At 68.8% G+C, this 17,013-nt stretch carries 14 protein-coding genes; 5 read left to right on the top strand and 9 right to left on the bottom strand.

The annotated features are described in order from the left end of the window. Positions 1–3: 3 nt before the first annotated feature. From ABZ928_RS15740 to ABZ928_RS15730, 3 genes are all read left to right on the top strand, one after another. Positions 4–612: a GNAT family N-acetyltransferase gene (locus ABZ928_RS15740; protein WP_361518517.1), complete on the top strand. Its 609-nt coding sequence runs from the start codon at positions 4–6 to the stop codon at positions 610–612. 45 nt (positions 613–657) lie between these two features. Further along, positions 658–1,512 (top strand): metallophosphoesterase, encoded by an 855-nt coding sequence (locus tag ABZ928_RS15735; RefSeq protein ID WP_361518515.1) that lies wholly within the window; start codon positions 658–660, stop codon positions 1,510–1,512. A gap of 128 nt (positions 1,513–1,640) precedes the next feature. Next, positions 1,641–3,098 (top strand): MFS transporter, encoded by a 1,458-nt coding sequence (locus ABZ928_RS15730; protein ID WP_361518513.1) that lies wholly within the window; start codon positions 1,641–1,643, stop codon positions 3,096–3,098. Between the two features lie 143 nt (positions 3,099–3,241). Here ABZ928_RS15730 and ABZ928_RS15725 read toward each other — a convergent pair whose 3' ends face one another. The 6 genes from ABZ928_RS15725 to ABZ928_RS15700 form a co-directional block, all read right to left on the bottom strand. After that, positions 3,242–3,808, bottom strand: coding sequence for a hypothetical protein (locus tag ABZ928_RS15725; RefSeq protein WP_361518511.1), 567 nt, complete (start codon positions 3,806–3,808; stop codon positions 3,242–3,244). A 12-nt stretch (positions 3,809–3,820) separates the two neighbouring features. Further along, a complete protein-coding gene (locus tag ABZ928_RS15720; RefSeq protein ID WP_361518509.1) occupies positions 3,821–4,492 on the bottom strand; it encodes a Uma2 family endonuclease in 672 nt (223 codons plus the stop codon). Positions 4,493–4,551: 59 nt separating this feature from the next. Next, positions 4,552–5,436, bottom strand: a complete 885-nt coding sequence (locus tag ABZ928_RS15715; RefSeq protein ID WP_361518507.1) for a hypothetical protein — start codon at positions 5,434–5,436, stop codon at positions 4,552–4,554. 213 nt (positions 5,437–5,649) lie between these two features. Then, entirely contained in the window at positions 5,650–6,177 is a 528-nt protein-coding gene (locus ABZ928_RS15710) for a DinB family protein (protein ID WP_361518505.1), read from the bottom strand. A 25-nt stretch (positions 6,178–6,202) separates the two neighbouring features. Continuing rightward, on the bottom strand, positions 6,203–6,463 hold the full coding sequence (locus tag ABZ928_RS15705; RefSeq protein ID WP_361518504.1) for a DUF397 domain-containing protein: 261 nt from the start codon (positions 6,461–6,463) through the stop codon (positions 6,203–6,205). After that, positions 6,447–7,286 (bottom strand): helix-turn-helix transcriptional regulator, encoded by an 840-nt coding sequence (locus ABZ928_RS15700; protein ID WP_361518503.1) that lies wholly within the window; start codon positions 7,284–7,286, stop codon positions 6,447–6,449. The genes ABZ928_RS15705 and ABZ928_RS15700 overlap by 17 nt, the downstream gene beginning before the upstream one ends. Positions 7,287–7,399: 113 nt before the next feature. On the opposite strand from ABZ928_RS15700, the gene ABZ928_RS15695 reads away from it, so the two are divergent. Then, positions 7,400–7,789, top strand: a complete 390-nt coding sequence (locus ABZ928_RS15695; protein WP_361518501.1) for a hypothetical protein — start codon at positions 7,400–7,402, stop codon at positions 7,787–7,789. A gap of 125 nt (positions 7,790–7,914) precedes the next feature. Beyond that, positions 7,915–9,429 carry a subtype B tannase gene (locus ABZ928_RS15690; protein WP_361518499.1) on the top strand — a complete coding sequence of 505 codons (1,515 nt, stop codon included), beginning with the start codon at positions 7,915–7,917 and terminating at the stop codon, positions 9,427–9,429. 84 nt (positions 9,430–9,513) lie between these two features. Here the strand turns inward: ABZ928_RS15690 and ABZ928_RS15685 are convergent, their stop codons facing one another. The 3 genes from ABZ928_RS15685 to ABZ928_RS15675 all read right to left on the bottom strand — a co-directional run bounded on the left by ABZ928_RS15685 (position 9,514) and on the right by ABZ928_RS15675 (position 16,744). Continuing rightward, positions 9,514–9,726 (bottom strand): hypothetical protein, encoded by a 213-nt coding sequence (locus ABZ928_RS15685; RefSeq protein ID WP_361518497.1) that lies wholly within the window; start codon positions 9,724–9,726, stop codon positions 9,514–9,516. Between the two features lie 63 nt (positions 9,727–9,789). Continuing rightward, the gene (locus ABZ928_RS15680) at positions 9,790–10,473 is read right to left on the bottom strand and encodes a hypothetical protein (protein ID WP_361518495.1); all 684 of its coding nucleotides are present in this window, start codon (positions 10,471–10,473) and stop codon (positions 9,790–9,792) included. A 121-nt stretch (positions 10,474–10,594) separates the two neighbouring features. Continuing rightward, a complete protein-coding gene (locus ABZ928_RS15675) occupies positions 10,595–16,744 on the bottom strand; it encodes a DNRLRE domain-containing protein (protein WP_361518493.1) in 6,150 nt (2,049 codons plus the stop codon). Between the last annotated feature and the right edge of the window lie 269 nt (positions 16,745–17,013).

The raw sequence follows: 17,013 nt of genomic DNA, 5'->3' as shown, positions 1-17,013 counted from the left end.
CGCATGACCACGCCTTCCACCACCCCCTCCGCCCGTCCCGCCACCCCCGACGACATCGACGCCGTCGTCTCCGCCTTCACCAGCGCCTTCCTCCACGACCCCGTCTGGGGTCCCGTCTTCCCCGATGAGGCGCTGCGGGCTGAGCAGGCCGCGGTGATGTGGCGGGTGTATGTGACCTCGGCGCTCCGGTATCCGTGGACGCTGGTGACGCCCGGGGCGGAAGCCGCTGCCGTGTGGATCCCGCCGGGCGGGGTCGAGCTCACCGCCGAGGAGGTGGAGGGGCTGGAGGAGCGGCTCGCGACGGGCATCGATCCCGGAACGGCCCGGCGGATCATGGCGGTCGAGGAACGGTTCGGGGCGGCGCATCCCGAGGAGCCGTTCTTCCATCTCACGATCCTCGGTACGCACACCGATCACCGGGGCAAGGGCCTGGGCATGGCGCTGCTGGCCGAGAGCCTGGAGCGGGTGGACGCCGTCGGAGCCCCCGCCTATCTGGAGTCGACGAATCCCGCCAACATCAGGCGGTACGAGAGCGTCGGGTTCCGGGTGCGGGACGAAGTGGCCCTGGAATCAGGTGCGTTGGTCACGACTATGTGGCGGGCGGCCCGGTGAGATAAGTAGGGGCCCCGGTCGTCAATTGCCGCTAGCGTGCCGGAGATGAGGATCCTTCAGCTCTCGGACACGCACCTCGAACGCACCGACGCCCCCAACAAGAACGGCGTCAACGCCCACGACTCCCTGCGCCTCCTCCTCGCCGACCTGCGGCACCAGCAGGACATCGACGCGATCGTCGTCACCGGGGACCTCGCCAACGACGGGGCTGTGGAGGCGTATTCGGCACTTCATGAGCTGCTCGGCGAACTCGCGCGGACGCTCGGTGACGTGCCCGTTTTCTACACCACCGGCAACCATGACGAGCGCGAGGCCTTCGCGAAGGTGCTCGGGAGTGGGCATCCGGAGCCGGAGGCGGTGCTGGACGGGCCGGAGCGGGCGGCGGTCAGCACGGTGGGCGGGTGGCGGATCGTGACGCTGGACTCTCTGGTGCCGGGGGAGGTGTACGGCCGGTTGAGTGCGCAGCAACTCGACTGGTTGCGGGAGGTGTTGAGCACTCCGGCCGAGCTCGGGACCGTACTCGCCTTCCACCATCCGCCCATCGCCCTCGACAACCCTCTCCAGCAGATCTTCGGGCTGCGCGAGCCCGCCGACCTCGGCGCCGTGATCCGTGGCACCGACGTCAAGGTCGTCCTCACCGGGCACTTCCACCTCCAGCTCTTCGGCCTGCTGGAGTCCGTCCCGGTGTGGGTAACGCCGGGCGTGGTCAACCGCATCGACCTGACGACCGCGCCGGGGACGGAACGCGCGGTACGAGGGGCTTCCGCCTCGTTGGTGGTGCTGGGTGAGTCGGCGAGTCCCCTCTTCCACACCCTGCACGCGCGTGACCCCCGGGCCCACGAGACGGTCTACGAACTGGACGCGGAGAGGGTGCGCTCCATCGTGGCGCAGCAGGCCTGACTCGGCGTTGACCTGGCCCTCTTGGTTAAGTCAATCAACTGACTTAACCTATTCCCCAAAAGTTGCCTAGGTCAATCACTAGGTCGATTACCAGTTCCCCGCGCGTGTATCACTACGGAGGCCCCGCCATGTCCGACGCCCCTGCCGCAGCACCACGGCCGAACGCCGTGGTGGCGGTGCTGGCCTTCGCCGGAATCGTGGTCTCGCTGATGCAGACCCTGGTGATTCCGATCGTCCCCGAGCTGCCCAGGCTCCTGGACGCGCCCGCCTCCGACACCGCGTGGGCGGTGACCGCGACGCTGCTCGCGGCCGCCGTGGCCACGCCGGTCGTGGGCCGCCTCGGTGACATGTTCGGCAAGCGCCGGATGCTGCTGATCAGCGTCGTCATGCTGATCGCGGGTTCCGTGGTGTGTGCCCTGTCCGACTCCCTGGTGCCGATGATCATCGGCCGGGTCCTCCAGGGCCTGGCCTCCGGTGTGATCCCGCTCGGCATCAGCATCATGCGCGACGAACTCCCCGCGGAACGCCTCGCCGGTTCCACCGCCCTGATGAGCGCCTCCCTGGGCATCGGCGGCGCGCTGGGCCTCCCGGCGGCGGCCCTCATCGCCGACAACTTCAGCTGGCACGTCCTGTTCTGGACCTCGGCGGGCATGGGAGTAGTGGCCCTCACCCTGGTCTCGCTCTTCGTCCCGGAGTCCCGGGTCCGCACGGGCGGCCGCTTCGACCTGGTCGGCGGCATCGGCATGGCGGCCGGCCTGGTCTCCCTCCTCCTCGGCATCTCCAAGGGCGCGGACTGGGGCTGGACCAGCGGCACCACGATCGGCCTCTTCGTGGCGGCGGTCGTCATCCTGCTGGCCTGGGGCTGGTTCGAACTCCGCACGGAACAGCCCCTCGTGGACCTCCGCACCACCGCCCGCCGCCAGGTCCTGGTCACCAACCTCGCCTCCATCGCCGTCGGCTTCGCGATGTTCGCCATGTCCCTGGTCCTGCCGCAGCTCCTCCAGCTGCCCGCACAGACCGGCTACGGCCTCGGCAAGTCGATGCTGACCGCGGGCCTGGTCATGGCCCCGTCCGGCCTGGTCATGATGCTGACCGCCCCGATCTCCGCGGCCGTCTCGAAGGCCCGCGGCCCCAAGACGACCCTGATGATCGGCGCCCTGATCGTGGCCGCGGGCTACGTCATCAACATCGCCCTCATGACCGAGGTCTGGCACTTCGTCCTCGCCGCCTGCGTCATCGGCGCCGGCATCGGCTTCACCTACGGCTCGATGCCCGCGCTGATCATGGGCGCGGTCCCGGCGTCGGAAACGGCCGCGGCGAACAGCCTCAACACGCTCATGCGGTCCATCGGTACGTCGTCCGCGAGCGCGATCGCCGGTGTGATCCTGGCCCAGATGACGACGGACTTCGGCGGGTACGCGCTGCCGTCGGAGAACGGCTTCAAGGTGGTGCTGGCGGTGGGCGCGGGCGCGGCACTCCTGGCGTTCGCCGTGGCGTCGTTCATCCCGCGCCAGCGGGTGGCGGACGAGCCGGTGACCCCGGCAACGCCGGTGACCTCGGTGACGGAGGCCGCGACCAAGTCGTAGGGGGCGTGAGGCGGTTGGGGGACTGCGGGCCGTCGAGCAGCTGCGGCACCGTCGTGGCTGGTCGCGCCCACGCGGCGGAGCCGCAAATCGATGCAGTCCCGCGCCCCTTACGGGGCGCTGCCGCTACCGCCGTTTCTACAGGTCTACAGGCCGCCCAGCGGCTCGATGTCCACCTTCACCGGCGTCCCCCACACCCGCAGCACCTCATAGTCGGTGAACTCATGAACGAGCCGGTACGCCATGGCGGCACGCGGGCCCCGGCGCTGGGCGGCCAGGTAGATCTCCGCCTCCCTCCGGTCCCGTCGCGGGGTGCCGCAGAGCTGCCACTCCTGCCCGTTCCACATCTCGGGGAGCCAGCGCTGCTGGGGCTGGGGCCGGTCTTCGCGGACGCCGTAGCGGGAGGGGGCGGAGGCGGCCTGTGCGGGGGCGGACGGGCCGTTGATCTCGGCGCGGCGGGCGGCACGGCGGCGGGTCTCGCAGAGGAGACAGAGGTCGGGGGCGTTCTCGTCGACGGGCCCGTTGGGATGCTCGGCACAGCGGGTGGTCGGGGCGGCCGTGGCGACGCTCTCGTCCAGCAGATCGAGGGCACGCTTGATGTCGGCCTTCACCTCGTGCAGCTTGGCGTCCGGGGTGTCGGCGGTCAGGGCCTCGCCGTGCTCGCCGAGGAGGCGGAGGGCCCGGCCTAGGGCGGTGAGCTGGGCGTGGTTCACGATGGGTCCCGGTCAGTCGGCGTAGTCCTTCAGTTCTTCAGTATCCAGGGTGAAGCCGATGGGGTCGGGGAGTTCCACCGGGGTCCCCCAAGGATGGCTGACGATCTGTTGGTAGCGGCCGTCCTTCGGTTCGCTGTAGACGACGACGGTGTTGTTGTCGCGGTCGATGAGGAGGTAGACGGGGATGTCGGCCTCGGCGTATCCGACCGGCTTGTCGATGCGGTCCCGCTGGTTGGTGTCGCGGTCGTGAGAGGTGATCTCCACGGCCATGAGAGCGCCGTCGGACGGGGACCAGTTGCCGTGTCCTCTGAGGTGGCCCTTGGGCACGAGGAAGCCGTCCGTGATAGCACGGCCCTTGCGGTATGCCTCGGTCTTGACGCCTCGTTCGGGGTGCAGACGGAGAGCGGGGCGGTGTCGCGCGCATTGTTCCAGCAACCACCAGAAGATCTCGGAGTGGTTTCCGTCCGGCATCGCCTTGACCTCAAGTTTTCCGTTGATGTACTCAAGCCGGACGGTCTCCGGCGCACGGCGCTCCAGTTCCTCGAAGTCCTCGACGCTGAGCGGGTCCTTCGTGCGGACCCGGCCGTCGACGAATTCGAGCCGTACGTGCGCCGGGGCCACGGCGACCAGGTCCTCGAAGTCCTCGATGGGCATCTGCGGGCGTTCGGCGGTGCTGGGGGTCATGGGATCGCCTCCTCCCTTCCATCGTGCCCCGGGATGGTGTCGGCGGACCGTGGGAGCCGTCATACGAGTGTCCTTTCGCGTCGTCGTTGATCCATTGCGGCACGGATCTCCGCCGCACGGGCACGCACGTCGGGAGCGGGTGGAGGCGTGTGGAGGTGACCAGGGGCGCGCTCGCCCCGGCATGCGCCGCAGATGCCGTCCGGCAGGGCCTCCGGACCACCCGGCACCCTGCACTTCGCGCACTCGAGGAGTCGCAGTGGGCGGGGTTTGGGTGCGGGCTCCGGTGGGAGCTTGTCGGTCAGGCGCCTGCGGACGAAACCGGCCGGGTGGTGGACGGGGGTGGGCACACCGGAGGTCACGGCACGCAGTACGGCCGTGTCGGTGGCGCCCCGGGCGTACCACTCGTCGACCAGGGGTGCGAGGGCCGCGCAGTCGGCGCCGGAGAGGGAGAGCGCGGGGGTTTCGCGGCCGAGGGCGGCGAGGAGGATGTACGCGCGGGAGCGGGTCTGCGGGCTCTTCGGGGACTGCGGCTGGGAATCCTCCGGTACGTCACCCCGCGTGAAGGACGCCCACCAGTCGTTGTCGCGTGCCGTACGCGACCACCACGATCGGGTGATCCATACGGAGCTGCCGGACTCGGCGGTCAGATGTTCGCGTCCCCGGCGCAAGTGCCCCGCCCGCTGAAGGGCGTTGAGGGCCGTGCGCAGGGCGCATTGGCCGTACGGCACCACCTTGGCCAGCGTCTTTACGGAGATGTCGGCGCCGTCGGGGAGACGGTCGACGTACGCGGCGATGGCGGCTTCGCGGGGTGGGAGGTGGGCGAAGTCGTGCGCGGTGCGGGGGTGTTGGCCGGGGGCGGTGCGTTTTCCGTACCCCGGTTTGGCGAGGGGGTGGGAGGACGCGTGCGCGGGCAGGGAGGCAGGACTAAGCTTGGCATCAGCCACGGGATCGCTCTTTCCGATCTCGGCGGTTAAGCCCCCGCAGGTGTTGCTAGCACCTGACGGGGGCTGTTCGTTATCCGGGACGGTAGACGATCGTGACTCTGCGTGGCAAGCCGAACGCGTGCGGTCAACTCGCGGGGTGGGAGGGTGGGTTGAGGCCCTCACCCATTCCAAGCAAAGAGGGCTCGAAGCTTGGCACTTGAGCTTCGGGAGTGGTCAGCCCATGCTCTTCGCGCCGTCCAGGGACTCCCGGATGATGTCGGCGTGTCCGGCGTGCTGGGCCGTCTCGGCGGCGATGTGCAGCAGCACCCTGCGGGCCGACCAGCGAGCCCCGGGCTTGTGCCAAGGAGCCTCGGGCAGTGGGTGGTCGGCGTTCAGGTCGGGCAGGGACGTGACGATCTCGTCGGTCCGGCGGGCCACCTCCTCGTAGGCGGCCAGCACACCGGCCAGGGTGTCGCCGGGCAGCATCCGGAACTCGTCGGCCCGCCGGGCGAAGTCAGCCTCGGTCATGTTGCTGAAGTCGTCCGACGGGGAGGGGCCGTTGAGGATGAACTCCGCCCAGTGCCGTTCCGCCGACGTGACGTGCTTGATCAGGCCGCCCAGACACAGCACGCTGGCCGTGGTCCGCTGCCCTGCCTGCTCGTCGGTGAGGTCACGGGTGGTGAAGCGCAGGAAGTGCCGGTGGTGGGCCAGCGTTTCCAGCAGGTCGGTGCGTTCGTCGGTGACGTAAGTGGTCTCGGTCATGGGGCCACGGTAGGAACGGTGTAGGTCAGATCCTGACCGCATCGATGAACGCCGACCAAGTCTCCGCCCGGAACACGAGCTTCGGGCCGTGCGGGTTCTTGGAGTCACGGACGGGGACGAGGGTGGGGTGGCCGTCGGCTACTTCGAGGCAGTCACTGCCGTCGCCGCCGCTGTAGGTCGACTTGCGCCAGCGGGCGACTTCGAGGCACTCGTTGCCGCCACCGCCGCTGTAGCTCGACTTGTGCCAGACGGCCGTGCTCAGGTCGTAGTCAGGGAAGTTCCTCATGGGCGTAATCCTGCGCCAACGCTTCGATCAAGGCCAGGGACTTCTCCGGCGAGAGTGCTGAGGCCGCGAGAAGCTCGAAGGTGAGCCTCATCTGGGCGACAGTGGCCGGGTCGTCCTCAAGTCGCCCGGTGCCTGGCCCCTCGAAGTAGACCAGCGGAGGGGCGTCTTCGAAGTCCATCAGCCTCAGCGAGCCCTCCATCGACTTGTGTGCCCCCGCGCTGAACGGCAGTACCTGCACGATGACCCGGCTCCGGCGGGCCAGGCCGGCGATGTGGCGCAGCGCCTCCGCCATGACCGCTCGCCCACCGGTTTCCCGGCGCAACGCCGCCTCGTCAAGCACCGCCCACAACAACGGCTTTGTTGGGTCGTCGAGCAGACGGGTCCGCGCCATCCGGCCTTCCACCCACTCTTCGATGGTCTCCTCCGGTGCCGTCGGGTCGTACGCCCGGTTCACGGCCCGTGCGTACGCGGGCGTCTGGAGCAAGCCGGGGATCAGCATCGGCGCGTACTGCCGGATCCCCGTGGCCACCCCCTCCGCCTCCGCAGCCTCCGCAAAATGCTCCGGATACCGAGACTTGGCCGCCGCCCCGCAGTTCCGCTGAAAGAAGTCCCCCGTCCCCAGCACCTCGTCCAGCATCCGCGCGATATCCGGCTGAATCCGCCGCGTAGCCGCCTCCAACTGCCCAATGAACGACCCGCTCACAAACAGCCGCGCCCCCAACTCCTCCTGGCTAAGCCCGGCTTTCTCTCTCGCGTGCCGCAACTCCGCCCCCAGCAGCGCGCGCGGCGACGACGACGGGTCGAGGTCCTTCGGTCCTGCCATGGCAGCTCCCGGTCCGACATCAGAGGTGTTGGGATGTCCCGTATGGCCAGGCTAGAGCCTTGTCAACCACGCTGTGTTGCGAATCGTGAACTCAGCGTGGAGGTAGGAGAGGTATGCGGTCGACCGAGGAAGTCGTGGCAACCCTGCGGGACGCCCTGGTGGGCGTAGGTGTGGTGTTGCCGTCGCTGTGTGTGGACCCGGTCACCGGTGCCGGCGAGGAGCCGTTCGCACTTGTGGACCTCGGGCGCTGCAACGTGCGTACGGCGGAGCGGCTGGCGTCGGTGCTGCGCGGGGAACGGCCGCCGCTGGGGTCGTACGTCGTGGACGGGCGGGACCGGCGGATCGGCGAGGTCATGGGACACCTGGGCGGAAGAGTGCAGTTGCGGCCGGTCGGCGGCGGCAAGGAGTGGGACTGTCCGCCGGAGTCCACCGAACTCGTGGGTCAGCAGGAGGTGTTGAGGGAGCAGGTGCGGGCGAGGAACCGGCAGGCGAGCCGCCCATGAGAAAAGACTGAAAGTCACCGCACCGCTCGCCTTGATTGTTGACAATTTTGTGAGCGATTGGTTCCTTGACTCCCCGATGGGTGCGCTGAGGCACCCGCGACGAGCCGTGACGACAGGAGCCGGACGTGAAGAGCGTGAAGAGCGTGAAGAGAAGGACCGTGGTCAAGGGACTCGGAGTCGCAGCGGCCGTTCCGGCGACAGGACTGCTGACGACGGGCACCGCCACGGCAGCGACCCGCACGGCCCCCGCCTCCCTCGTCTTCGACCCCACCGCCTACACCGAACTCACCGTCAGCATCAAGGACACCGAAGGCACGTCCCACGAGGTCGTCTACCACTTCCACAAGGTCGCCTCCTACGTGGCGAACCCCGTCGACGCGACCTACCAGTCCCTCAACGTCAGCGTCCCCGTCACCATCGACGGAGCCGCCGTGGACGCCACCCACGCCCCGATCCTCCTCGCCAACTCGGTCGGCGGATACATGCCGTCCTCCGTCGCGGCGGCCACCGGCATCGGTGCCACAGGTATGGGCGGCGGCACCAGCAGGCAGGGCCTGGCCCTCGCCGCCGGGTACGTCGTCGTGGAACCCGGAGCCCGAGGCCGTACCCTCGTCGACGCGGCCGGCACGTACTACGGCACCGCGCCCGCCGCGATCGTCGACCTCAAGGCGGCGGTCCGGTATGTGAAGTTCAACAAGGGCCGCATACCGGGCAACGTCCACCGGATCGTCTCCTCCGGCGTCAGCGCGGGCGGCGCGCTCTCCTCGCTGCTCGGCGCGTCCGGCGACAGCCCGCTCTACGAGCCGTACTTGAGGGAACTCGGCGCGGCCCCCGCCTCGGACGCCATCTTCGCCACCGGCGCGTGGTGCCCGATCACCGACCTTGAGCACGCCGACATGGCGTACGAGTGGTGCTGGGGGAGCAACCCGCTGGCCGGCGGCGCGCTCGTCGACCAGACCGTCTCGAAGGAACTGAGCACGGCGTACGGCGACTACTTCGCGTCCCTCAAGCTGTCGGCGCCGGGCTTCGGACGGCTCTCGACCCGCAACCTGGACGACTACCTCCTGCGGACCTTCATCCAGCCCTCGGCCACCAAGTACCTTGCCGCACTGTCGGATTCGGCCCGCGCGACCTACCTCGCCGCCAACCCCTTCATCACCTGGGACGGCACCGCGGCGACCTTCACCTGGGCCGACTTCCTCACCCACGTAGGCGCACGCAAGAAGAACGCCCCCTCCTTCGACGCCTTCGACCTCTCCACCCCGGAGTGCAACCTCTACGGCACCGGCACCACCAAAGCCCGCCACTTCACCCTCTACAGCCTCCGCCACGCGAACGGCGACAGCGCCCGCCTCGACGAGGACATCCCGGCCAAGCTGCACCTGATGAACCCGATGTACCACCTCGTCGACAAGGTCAACGGCAGCCGCTCCAGGCACTGGTGGATCCGCCTCGGCACCAAGGACACCGACACCTCGCACACGGTCGCCGGCAACCTCTCCGCCCGCCTCACCGCCCTCGGCGACGACGTCAACACGTCGTACTACTGGGACGCGGGCCACGGCGCCGACCAGGACCCGGCGGACTTCATCAAGTGGATCGCCACGGTGTCGGGCTACAAGCGCACGCCGAAGAAGTGACCTGACCACCCCGCCCCCCCCACACGCCGGAGCCCCCGCGACCATGTCAGGGCGGGGGCTCCGGTACTACTACCAAGCTTCCGATCAGCCGTTCTCTCCTTCAGCGCAAGCATTCAGCGGCGCCGAAGCAAGCTTCCCCAGCACCGGCGCCACAGTGTCCTCCGCCGCACATACGGCCGGTCCCGCGGACCCCCAGTGGTTGCCGGAATGAGCGTCGGAGCCGTGGTCGGCGTACGCGGGCGCGGCCAGAGTCACTGCGGACGTGGCCAGCGCGGCGGCCATCAGCATCTTCTTCATGATCGGACAACGACGGGGCGGCAGCCGGGGTCACAAGGACGCGAGCGCCTGCCTGACACCCCGTCACCAGTGCGCTCTCTCCACGATGCCCGTCACATCCTTGACCCCGTCGGTCAGAACGCCCATGCCCCGGATTCGGCCGCCTGTCAGGGTGACTTGACTGTTCGCCGGGCTGAGGTTCTGCAATTCGGCGACGAGGGCGCGCATGTTGGTATAGCCGCGGCCGAGGTCGAAGACCGTCAGGCCCAGAAGGGTGTGGGAGGTGAGAGTGACGAGGGTGGAATCCTTTGCGCCGGTGAGGGTGATTCCCATGATGTGGGGGAATCCCCGGCCGGCTTCGGAGGGCTGGTTCGCGCGGAAACGCAGACCGTCAGGTGCGGTCCAGTGGACGCGCAGACCGGGCACCTTGTTCACCAGGGCCGGGATTTGGGCGGCCATTTCCGCCGTGCCGAGCGGAAGGCGGACGTCGGCGGTCCAGCCGACCTTCACGGTCTCCGGGGTGACGTCCCAGCCGGCCCTGCGCAGCCGTCGGACGTGCACGGTACCGCCGAGCAGGCAGACGACGAGGACGAACGCGGCGACAAGCGCGACCACCGCGCCCGCGGCGAGCGCGGTACCGGGCAGGTCGTCCGAGCCGTTCGCCGCCTCCATGATCACGAGGACGGACATGCCCAGTACGGCGATCAGGCCGAAGACCGCCGTGAAGAACAGCGATCTGCGGATCAGATAGGGAAGTACAGCGGACATCTCGACTCGCCCCTCGTGGTTCTTTGTTGTCTGAATTCGATGAAGTCCCTGTGGGGTCCCGCGGAAATTGCTGTGCGGGACCCCACAGGATTTTGGATTTTGATTCGGTGTCCGCCGAGGGCTATCCGCCGGCGTACTGGACTATTCGCCCGACCACACGCCGGATGTTGGTGTAACCGACCCGGCCTATGTTGTTGATGAGTGTGCTCCGGTAACGCGCCAGTACCCGGTAGATCTTCATCTTGTGTTTGCCGATGAGATAGTACAGCGCGACTTTGGAAAGCAATCCGTCGGTAGCCGCGGAAATGAACTTCTTCACCGCGGTCTTGGTCTTCCAGCAACGGCCCAGGCAGCGGTAGGCGTACTTGGCCACCTCCATCAGACCGGCAGCCGCCGCTCCGCAGAAGATCGCTCCGATACCGCTCATCCGGCACAGCGCCTTTTCGAGCAGCCACCCGATCGCGTCGAAGATCCTGCTGCACCACCAGCCGCAGGATCGTGCCTTCGCGCAGCCGTCCAGGTCGTAGAAATTGACCGGGTCGCCGGGATAGACGTACGGGTTGGCGTTGCCGCCGTACACCGGGTCCGGCTGGAGGAAACGTCCGGTGGACGCGTCGTAGAGCCGTGCCCCCATGAGGACGAGTCCGGCGAGGGCGTCGGTGGCCCGCTCGTAGCCGCCGAGCCAGCCGTAGGTGGCGCCGGTGGTGGCGTCGAGGGCGTTGCCGTACTCGTCGTAGTGCTGCACCGTGGCGGCGACACTGGTGTCCAGCGGCAACTGGACGGTGATGTCACCGTGCAGGGCCGTGAGCTGGAGGACGATGTCGCCGGACGCCGAGGTGGTGGCGGCCATGCTGCCGGTGAGGTCCGTGACGTTGCGGCTGACGGTGTCGTCGCTCTCGCTCCACACCGGGCTGTCGGACGTGCCGCCGTAGTGGTTGACACTGGGCGTGCCGGTGGTCCAACTGCCGTCACTCGCCTGAGTCTGGGACGTCGCGACGGCCAGTCGGCCCGCCGCGTCCAGGCTCCAGTTCGTCCGGCTGGTACCGGACGTCTCGGTCGCCGCCAGGTCGTTCGTGTAGTACGCGAACGTGGTGTCGCCGTCGGTCGTGGTGCGGCCGAAGGCGTCGTAGACGTAGCCCGAGTTCACCAGCCGGTCGGCCGAGTCGTACGAGTACGACGTGGTCGTCGACGTCGCGTCGGAGGTGCTGCTGTCGCAGTCGTCCGAGACGGTCGTCAGCGCCGTGCGGTTGCTGTCCGTGTCGAAGGTGTAGTCGCGCGTGGTGCAGCCGCTCGCGGTGGTGTCCGCGGCCTGCGTGAGCCGGCCGACGCTGTCGTAGGTGTAGTCGGTCTCGACGGTCGAGCCGTCCGTCTGGGTGTGACCCGCCTGGCGGCCGGTGACCGTGTACCCCGCGGTGTCGGAGGCGACCGTGGTGCCGTCCGCGGCGGTGTACTCGCGGCCGGTGCTGTTGCCCGCCGTGTCGGTGTCCACCGTGAGGGTGTAGTCCCCCGGCAGGGTCTCGGACACCAGGACGCCGTCCGCGTCGTAGGAGGCGGTGAAGGTGCCCGCGACCGAGTCGGTGAGCGACTTGACGTTGCCCGCCGTGCCATAGGTGTACGTGACGGTGGAGGGCGCCGAGTCGGTGGACTTCACCGGGCGGTCCAGGACGTCGTACGTGACGGTCGTGGTGTTGCCCGCGCCGTCGTCGTAGGAGAGCTGCCGGGCGAGGGCGTCGTAGGTGTGGGTGATGGTCTGGCCGTTCGAGGACTGGGTGGCGATCAGGCCGTTGTCCTCGTCGTAGGTGTACGTGGTGGCCGGAGTGTCCTGTCCCGTCCCGCCGGTGACCGCGCTCTTGGTGACACGGCCCGCGGCGTCCACGGTGGTCGTCGTGGTGCGGGTCACGCTGTTGGCGGTCTCCGCCTTGGTCGCGGTCTGGCCCCAGCGGTCGTAGGTGTAGACGGTGGTGACGGCCCCGGTGGGGTTGGACCCGCCGCCGGTGATCGCGGCGGCCGGGGCGGTCCTGCAGAGCAGGCCGTCCCAGACGACCGAGGCGCAGGTACCGGTCGCGTCCGCGTCGTAGTACGTGTAGACGAGCGTGCTCGCGTCCGAGCCGGACGAGCCGGCGGTGCGCGAGCTGGTCACCCGGCCCGCGTCGTCGTACGACTTCACCAGATCGGTGACCTCGCCGCCCACGGAGGCCTTCTCCGCCCCGGTCGACCAGTCGTAGGTCGTGGTGACCGTGCTGGTGTCGGCGTCGGTGGCGTAACCCGGGATCGCCGCACCGGACACCGTGGAGGTGACCAGGTTGGACACTGCCGCGTCGGTCGGCCGGTTCTCGTCGTAGGTGTACGCGATGTGCGAGCGGGCCGGGATCACCGTGCCGGCGGCGAGCGTCGACTCGGTGGTGGTGCCGGTGAGTTCCTCGGTGAGGGTGACCTCGTACAGCGGGCCGTACTCGTCGGTGAGGCGCTCGCCGTCCGCCGAGTACTCCGAGACCGCCGCGAGCAGCTGGGCACGGTCGGCGGTGGACAGTCCGGTCAGGCCGAGGGCCGTCAGCTCGTCCGCCGAACTGCTCAGCGCCAGCTCACGGTTGGCGGCGGTGAGTTCGGCGACCGTGTTGCCGTACTCGTCGTACTCGGTCGTGGTGATCGAGCCGCCAGGTGCGGCGACGTTGGTCTCCTCGCCACTGGCGTTGATGTAGGTGACCGTCGCCCGGTCATACGCGGACGCCGTCAGGTCGCTTCCGGTGGAGGAGGCCGGGACGCTGTCCGCTGGAAAAACGGCCGTGGCGTCGGTCGGGGCCTCGTCCTGCGCCCAGGTGGCCACCGTGTCGGTGTCCATCTGGTACGGGGCGGTGGTGCCGGACAGCGGGACGTCGTAGACGACGGTGGTGACCGCCGTGCCGGACGTGGTGGCCGCCGTGCCCTCGGCGAGAGCCGCGCGGGTGGCCTTGAGCAGCATGCCGGAGCCTGCCGTCTGCGCCGAGCCGGCCTTGCCGTAGGTGAAGGTCCAGGGAAGCTCGCCGGGGTTGGTGAGGGTCTCGACGCGGTCGTCGGAGTCGTAGGTGTACTCCGTCTTCAGCGCGGGGCTGGTGCGCGGGTCCCAGACCTGGCGGAGCTTGCCGGAGGAGCCGTACGCGTAGGACGTGACGGTCTCGGCGGTGGCGGTGGAGGCACCCGGGTCGGTGGCCCACAGCTTGATCGCCTTGACCTGGCCCGCGTAGTCGCCGAGCGAGGAGCTGGTGGCGGTGGTGGTGGAGGCGTAGACGAACTCCAGGACCCGGCAGCCCTTGGTGGTGGGCTCGGTCTGGCAGGTGGCCGCGGTGACCGCGCCGGTCGGCGAGATCACGTACTTCGGGCGGGCCAGCGTCTCGCTGCCCGAGGTGACGGTCTCGGAGACGGTGGTGACCGTGGAGTCGTCGACCGCCGTGGCGGAGGAGGACAGGGTCCAGGTCGTCGCCGCGGTGGCCGCCTTGGCGAACACCGTGGTGGTGGCGTCGGTGTCGGTGAGCGTGAACTTCGATCCGGTCAGCGTGCCGGTCAGTGTCAGGGTCTCGGCGCCGGTCTGCGGGGCCCAGCTGCCGTCCGAGTTCAAGGTGAAGGCGATCGTGCTGCCGTCCGCGGACAGCAGCTCCACCGAGGTGTCGGACGTCTCGCGGATCTGCGTGTACTCACCCGCCTCACTGGCGATCGAGGAGACCCAGCCGGGGCCGAAGATCTCGGCCTGGCCCTCGGTGTCCGTGTCGTTCGCACGCGAGGAGTAGGTGCGCTCCACGCTCGACTGGAAGAAGGAGGCGTCCGTGGCCGACAGACTGAGGTCACCGGTCAGCTCGTTGACCGTACCGGGGCCGACCTCGGCGCTCGGCGCGGTGCCCGCGTCGCGGTCCAGGGTGACGGCGACGGTCTGGGAGTGCCCGGTGGTGGAGCCGTCGGTGAACGCGGCGCGCAGCTCGATCACACCGTCCTCGGAGAGCGAGGACACCGTGTTCCAGACCAGCTTGGCGGCGGTGCCGCCGGTGACGGAGACCGGCCAGGCGGACACGGCGTTGCCGGAGGCGGTGACGTCGCCGACCGGGACGGTGTGCCAGGAGTCGGTCTCGCCGCGCCGGTACTGCCAAGTCACTCCGGTGTAGGAGGTCAGACCCTTGGCGGAGAGGGTCAGGCGGCGGGCGGTGGTGTCACCGTCGGACGGGGACAGGATCGCCGCGCCGTCCTCGCCGACGCCGAAGGCGAACTTGGTCGTCGCTGAAGAAAGGTTTCCGCCGGAGTCGACCGTGCGGGCGTACAGCGTGTGCCAGCCGTTGGCGGGGTCGATGGAGATGGTGGCGGAGTCGCCGCCGGTGCCGTTGGTGGTGTCCAGCTTCTTGTTCGGCAGCGAGGAGTTGTCCAGGCCCCAGTAGTAGCCGGCGCCGTCGGAGGACGAGGTGTCGATGGTGCAGGACACGGCGTCGTCCGCCTTGGCGGTCCAGCCGTTCTCCTCGTACGTGTCACAGCTGACCGTCGGGGCGGCGGGCAGCCCGGTGTTCATCACGAACGTCGTGTAGCCCGACCAGGAGCCGTAGTCCGTGCCGTCGTACGCCCGCACGCGGTAGCGCAGATGCACACCGGCCGGGAACGCGGAGGCGGACGGGATCGTCAGCTTGGCCGTGGAGCCCGAGGAGACGGAGGAACTGGTCCCCGTGTACGAGTAGGTGGTGTCCGCGTACGTCGGGTCGGCCGTGATCTCGAACTGGCCCTTGCTGCTGGACCCGTCCGGGTCGGTCACCTTGGCCGACAGCGTCGGGGTCAGCGAGGTCACGTACCGCTTGCCGTTGTAGGCGTTGACCTGCGACGGGGAGATCGCGAGCGAACTCGGCACCGACGGGTAGGAGTTGTACGTCACCGTCAGATGCGGCTCGGTCGAACCGTCACCGGAGACGTAGTTCGCGGAGCGGAACCGCCGCCAGGTGAGGCTGTCGGTCTCGGTGACACCGCGGATCATGAGGCCGTAGTTGGCGGTGCCGTCCGCCCACGCCTGGGTGATGGTGTCGATGTCGAAGTTCATCGTGCCGGCGGGGCAGGAGCTGCTGTAGCCCAGTGCGGCGGTGTTGACGACCTGGCCGGTCGTGGTGCCCGCGGGCTTGGTCGACCAGGTGACCGAGGACGAGTCCCAGGACTCGGTGACCCGCCGCACCACCGTGCCCGACCCGCTCGTGGAACAGGTCGAGGAGTAGTACGAGTACAGGGCCAGGTTGGTGTCGGTGATGTGCTTGCCCTTGAACGCCGACACGTCGAACTTCAGATACGAACGCGCCACCGTGGACCCGGCGTCGTACGTGCCCGACTTCAGCTCGGTCGAGGAGACCTGCGAGTCGGTGTAGTTCGTCGCCAGCCAGGTGTCCGTGGTGACGGCGAGGGTGGAAGTGGGGTCGACGGTGACCGGGTAGGTCAGGTCCTGGTCGAAGTAGTCCGCGTCCGGGGTCAGGACCAGCGTCTGCGTACCGTCGTCGGCGGTCTCGACCTTGGTGGCCACCGGCGCCTGGTGCGCGGACTCGCCCGAGGCGTCGTCCTTGGAGGAGTCCCACATCATCGGCGCGGGAGCCTCGGCGACCAGCTTGCCGTCGGAGTCCTTCAGCAGCAGATGCCCGGAGTCCGCGATCGACAGCTTCAGCCCCTCCAGCTTCAGCGGGATCCGGTACTCCGGAGCCTCGTCGGGCTTGGCATCCAAGACCACGTTCTGGCTGAAGCCCTGCGCGAGCGCGGTGACCGTCAGGGTCTGGTCGTCGCCCAGGTCGTAGGAGGCGGTGTCGCCCTTCACGGTCGGGGTCGGCAGTTTCGACTCCCAGCCAAGACCGAAGGACTTGGTCCCCTTGTCGACCGACACCAGCGAGGTGTCACCACCGTCCGACACGGCGATGTCGGCCGCCGCCACACCCGGCTCCAGCGAGGCACCGGTGTCCGACAGCGAGGTGTCGATGTCCTTCCAACTGCCGTTCACCTTCTGCCGGATCGGCCCCGCATAGGTGGAGGTCTGGAGTTCCCCGGAGGGCAGTGCGTACGTCGTCGAGGTCGCCGTCCGCTCCGACAGCACCTCGATCTTCCGGTCCTGAAGGCGCGCCATCAGCAGCGCCGCCGCCACCGAATCCGCCGACGAGGCGGCCGACTTGGTGTCGGAGGCCGTGGTCGCCTCGGTGGTCCCGGAGTCGGTGGCGAAGGCCGCGCCCGTTTCCAGGGACACCAGCGCGGCCTCGGCCGCCAGCACGGCGGCGACCGCCAGTGCTGTACGCCTCAGCAAAGCACGCGAGGTGCACGCTTGCCCCCCTGAGGCGGGGAAGAGACGTCTCCCCTTGAGTCTCATCAATGCTCCTGACATCGCATCGCGACGCCGAGTGCGTCACGAGCGTGCGTGATCAAAAGTCAGGAAGCTGTGAAGATGCATCAAAGGGCAGGTCACGGAATGATCAAAGATGTGGAGAGCGGGTTTCCCGCCTCTTGACCTGAACGGAATTCAGTATTCCGATTGCTGTGAATCCTGTGGGGTGACGATGGGTGCTCTATTGGCTA

The sequence above is a fragment of the Streptomyces sp. NPDC046909 genome (genome assembly GCF_040644695.1).
GTDB lineage: Bacteria > Actinomycetota > Actinomycetes > Streptomycetales > Streptomycetaceae > Streptomyces.
This window is presented reverse-complemented; position numbering and strand designations above follow the sequence as displayed.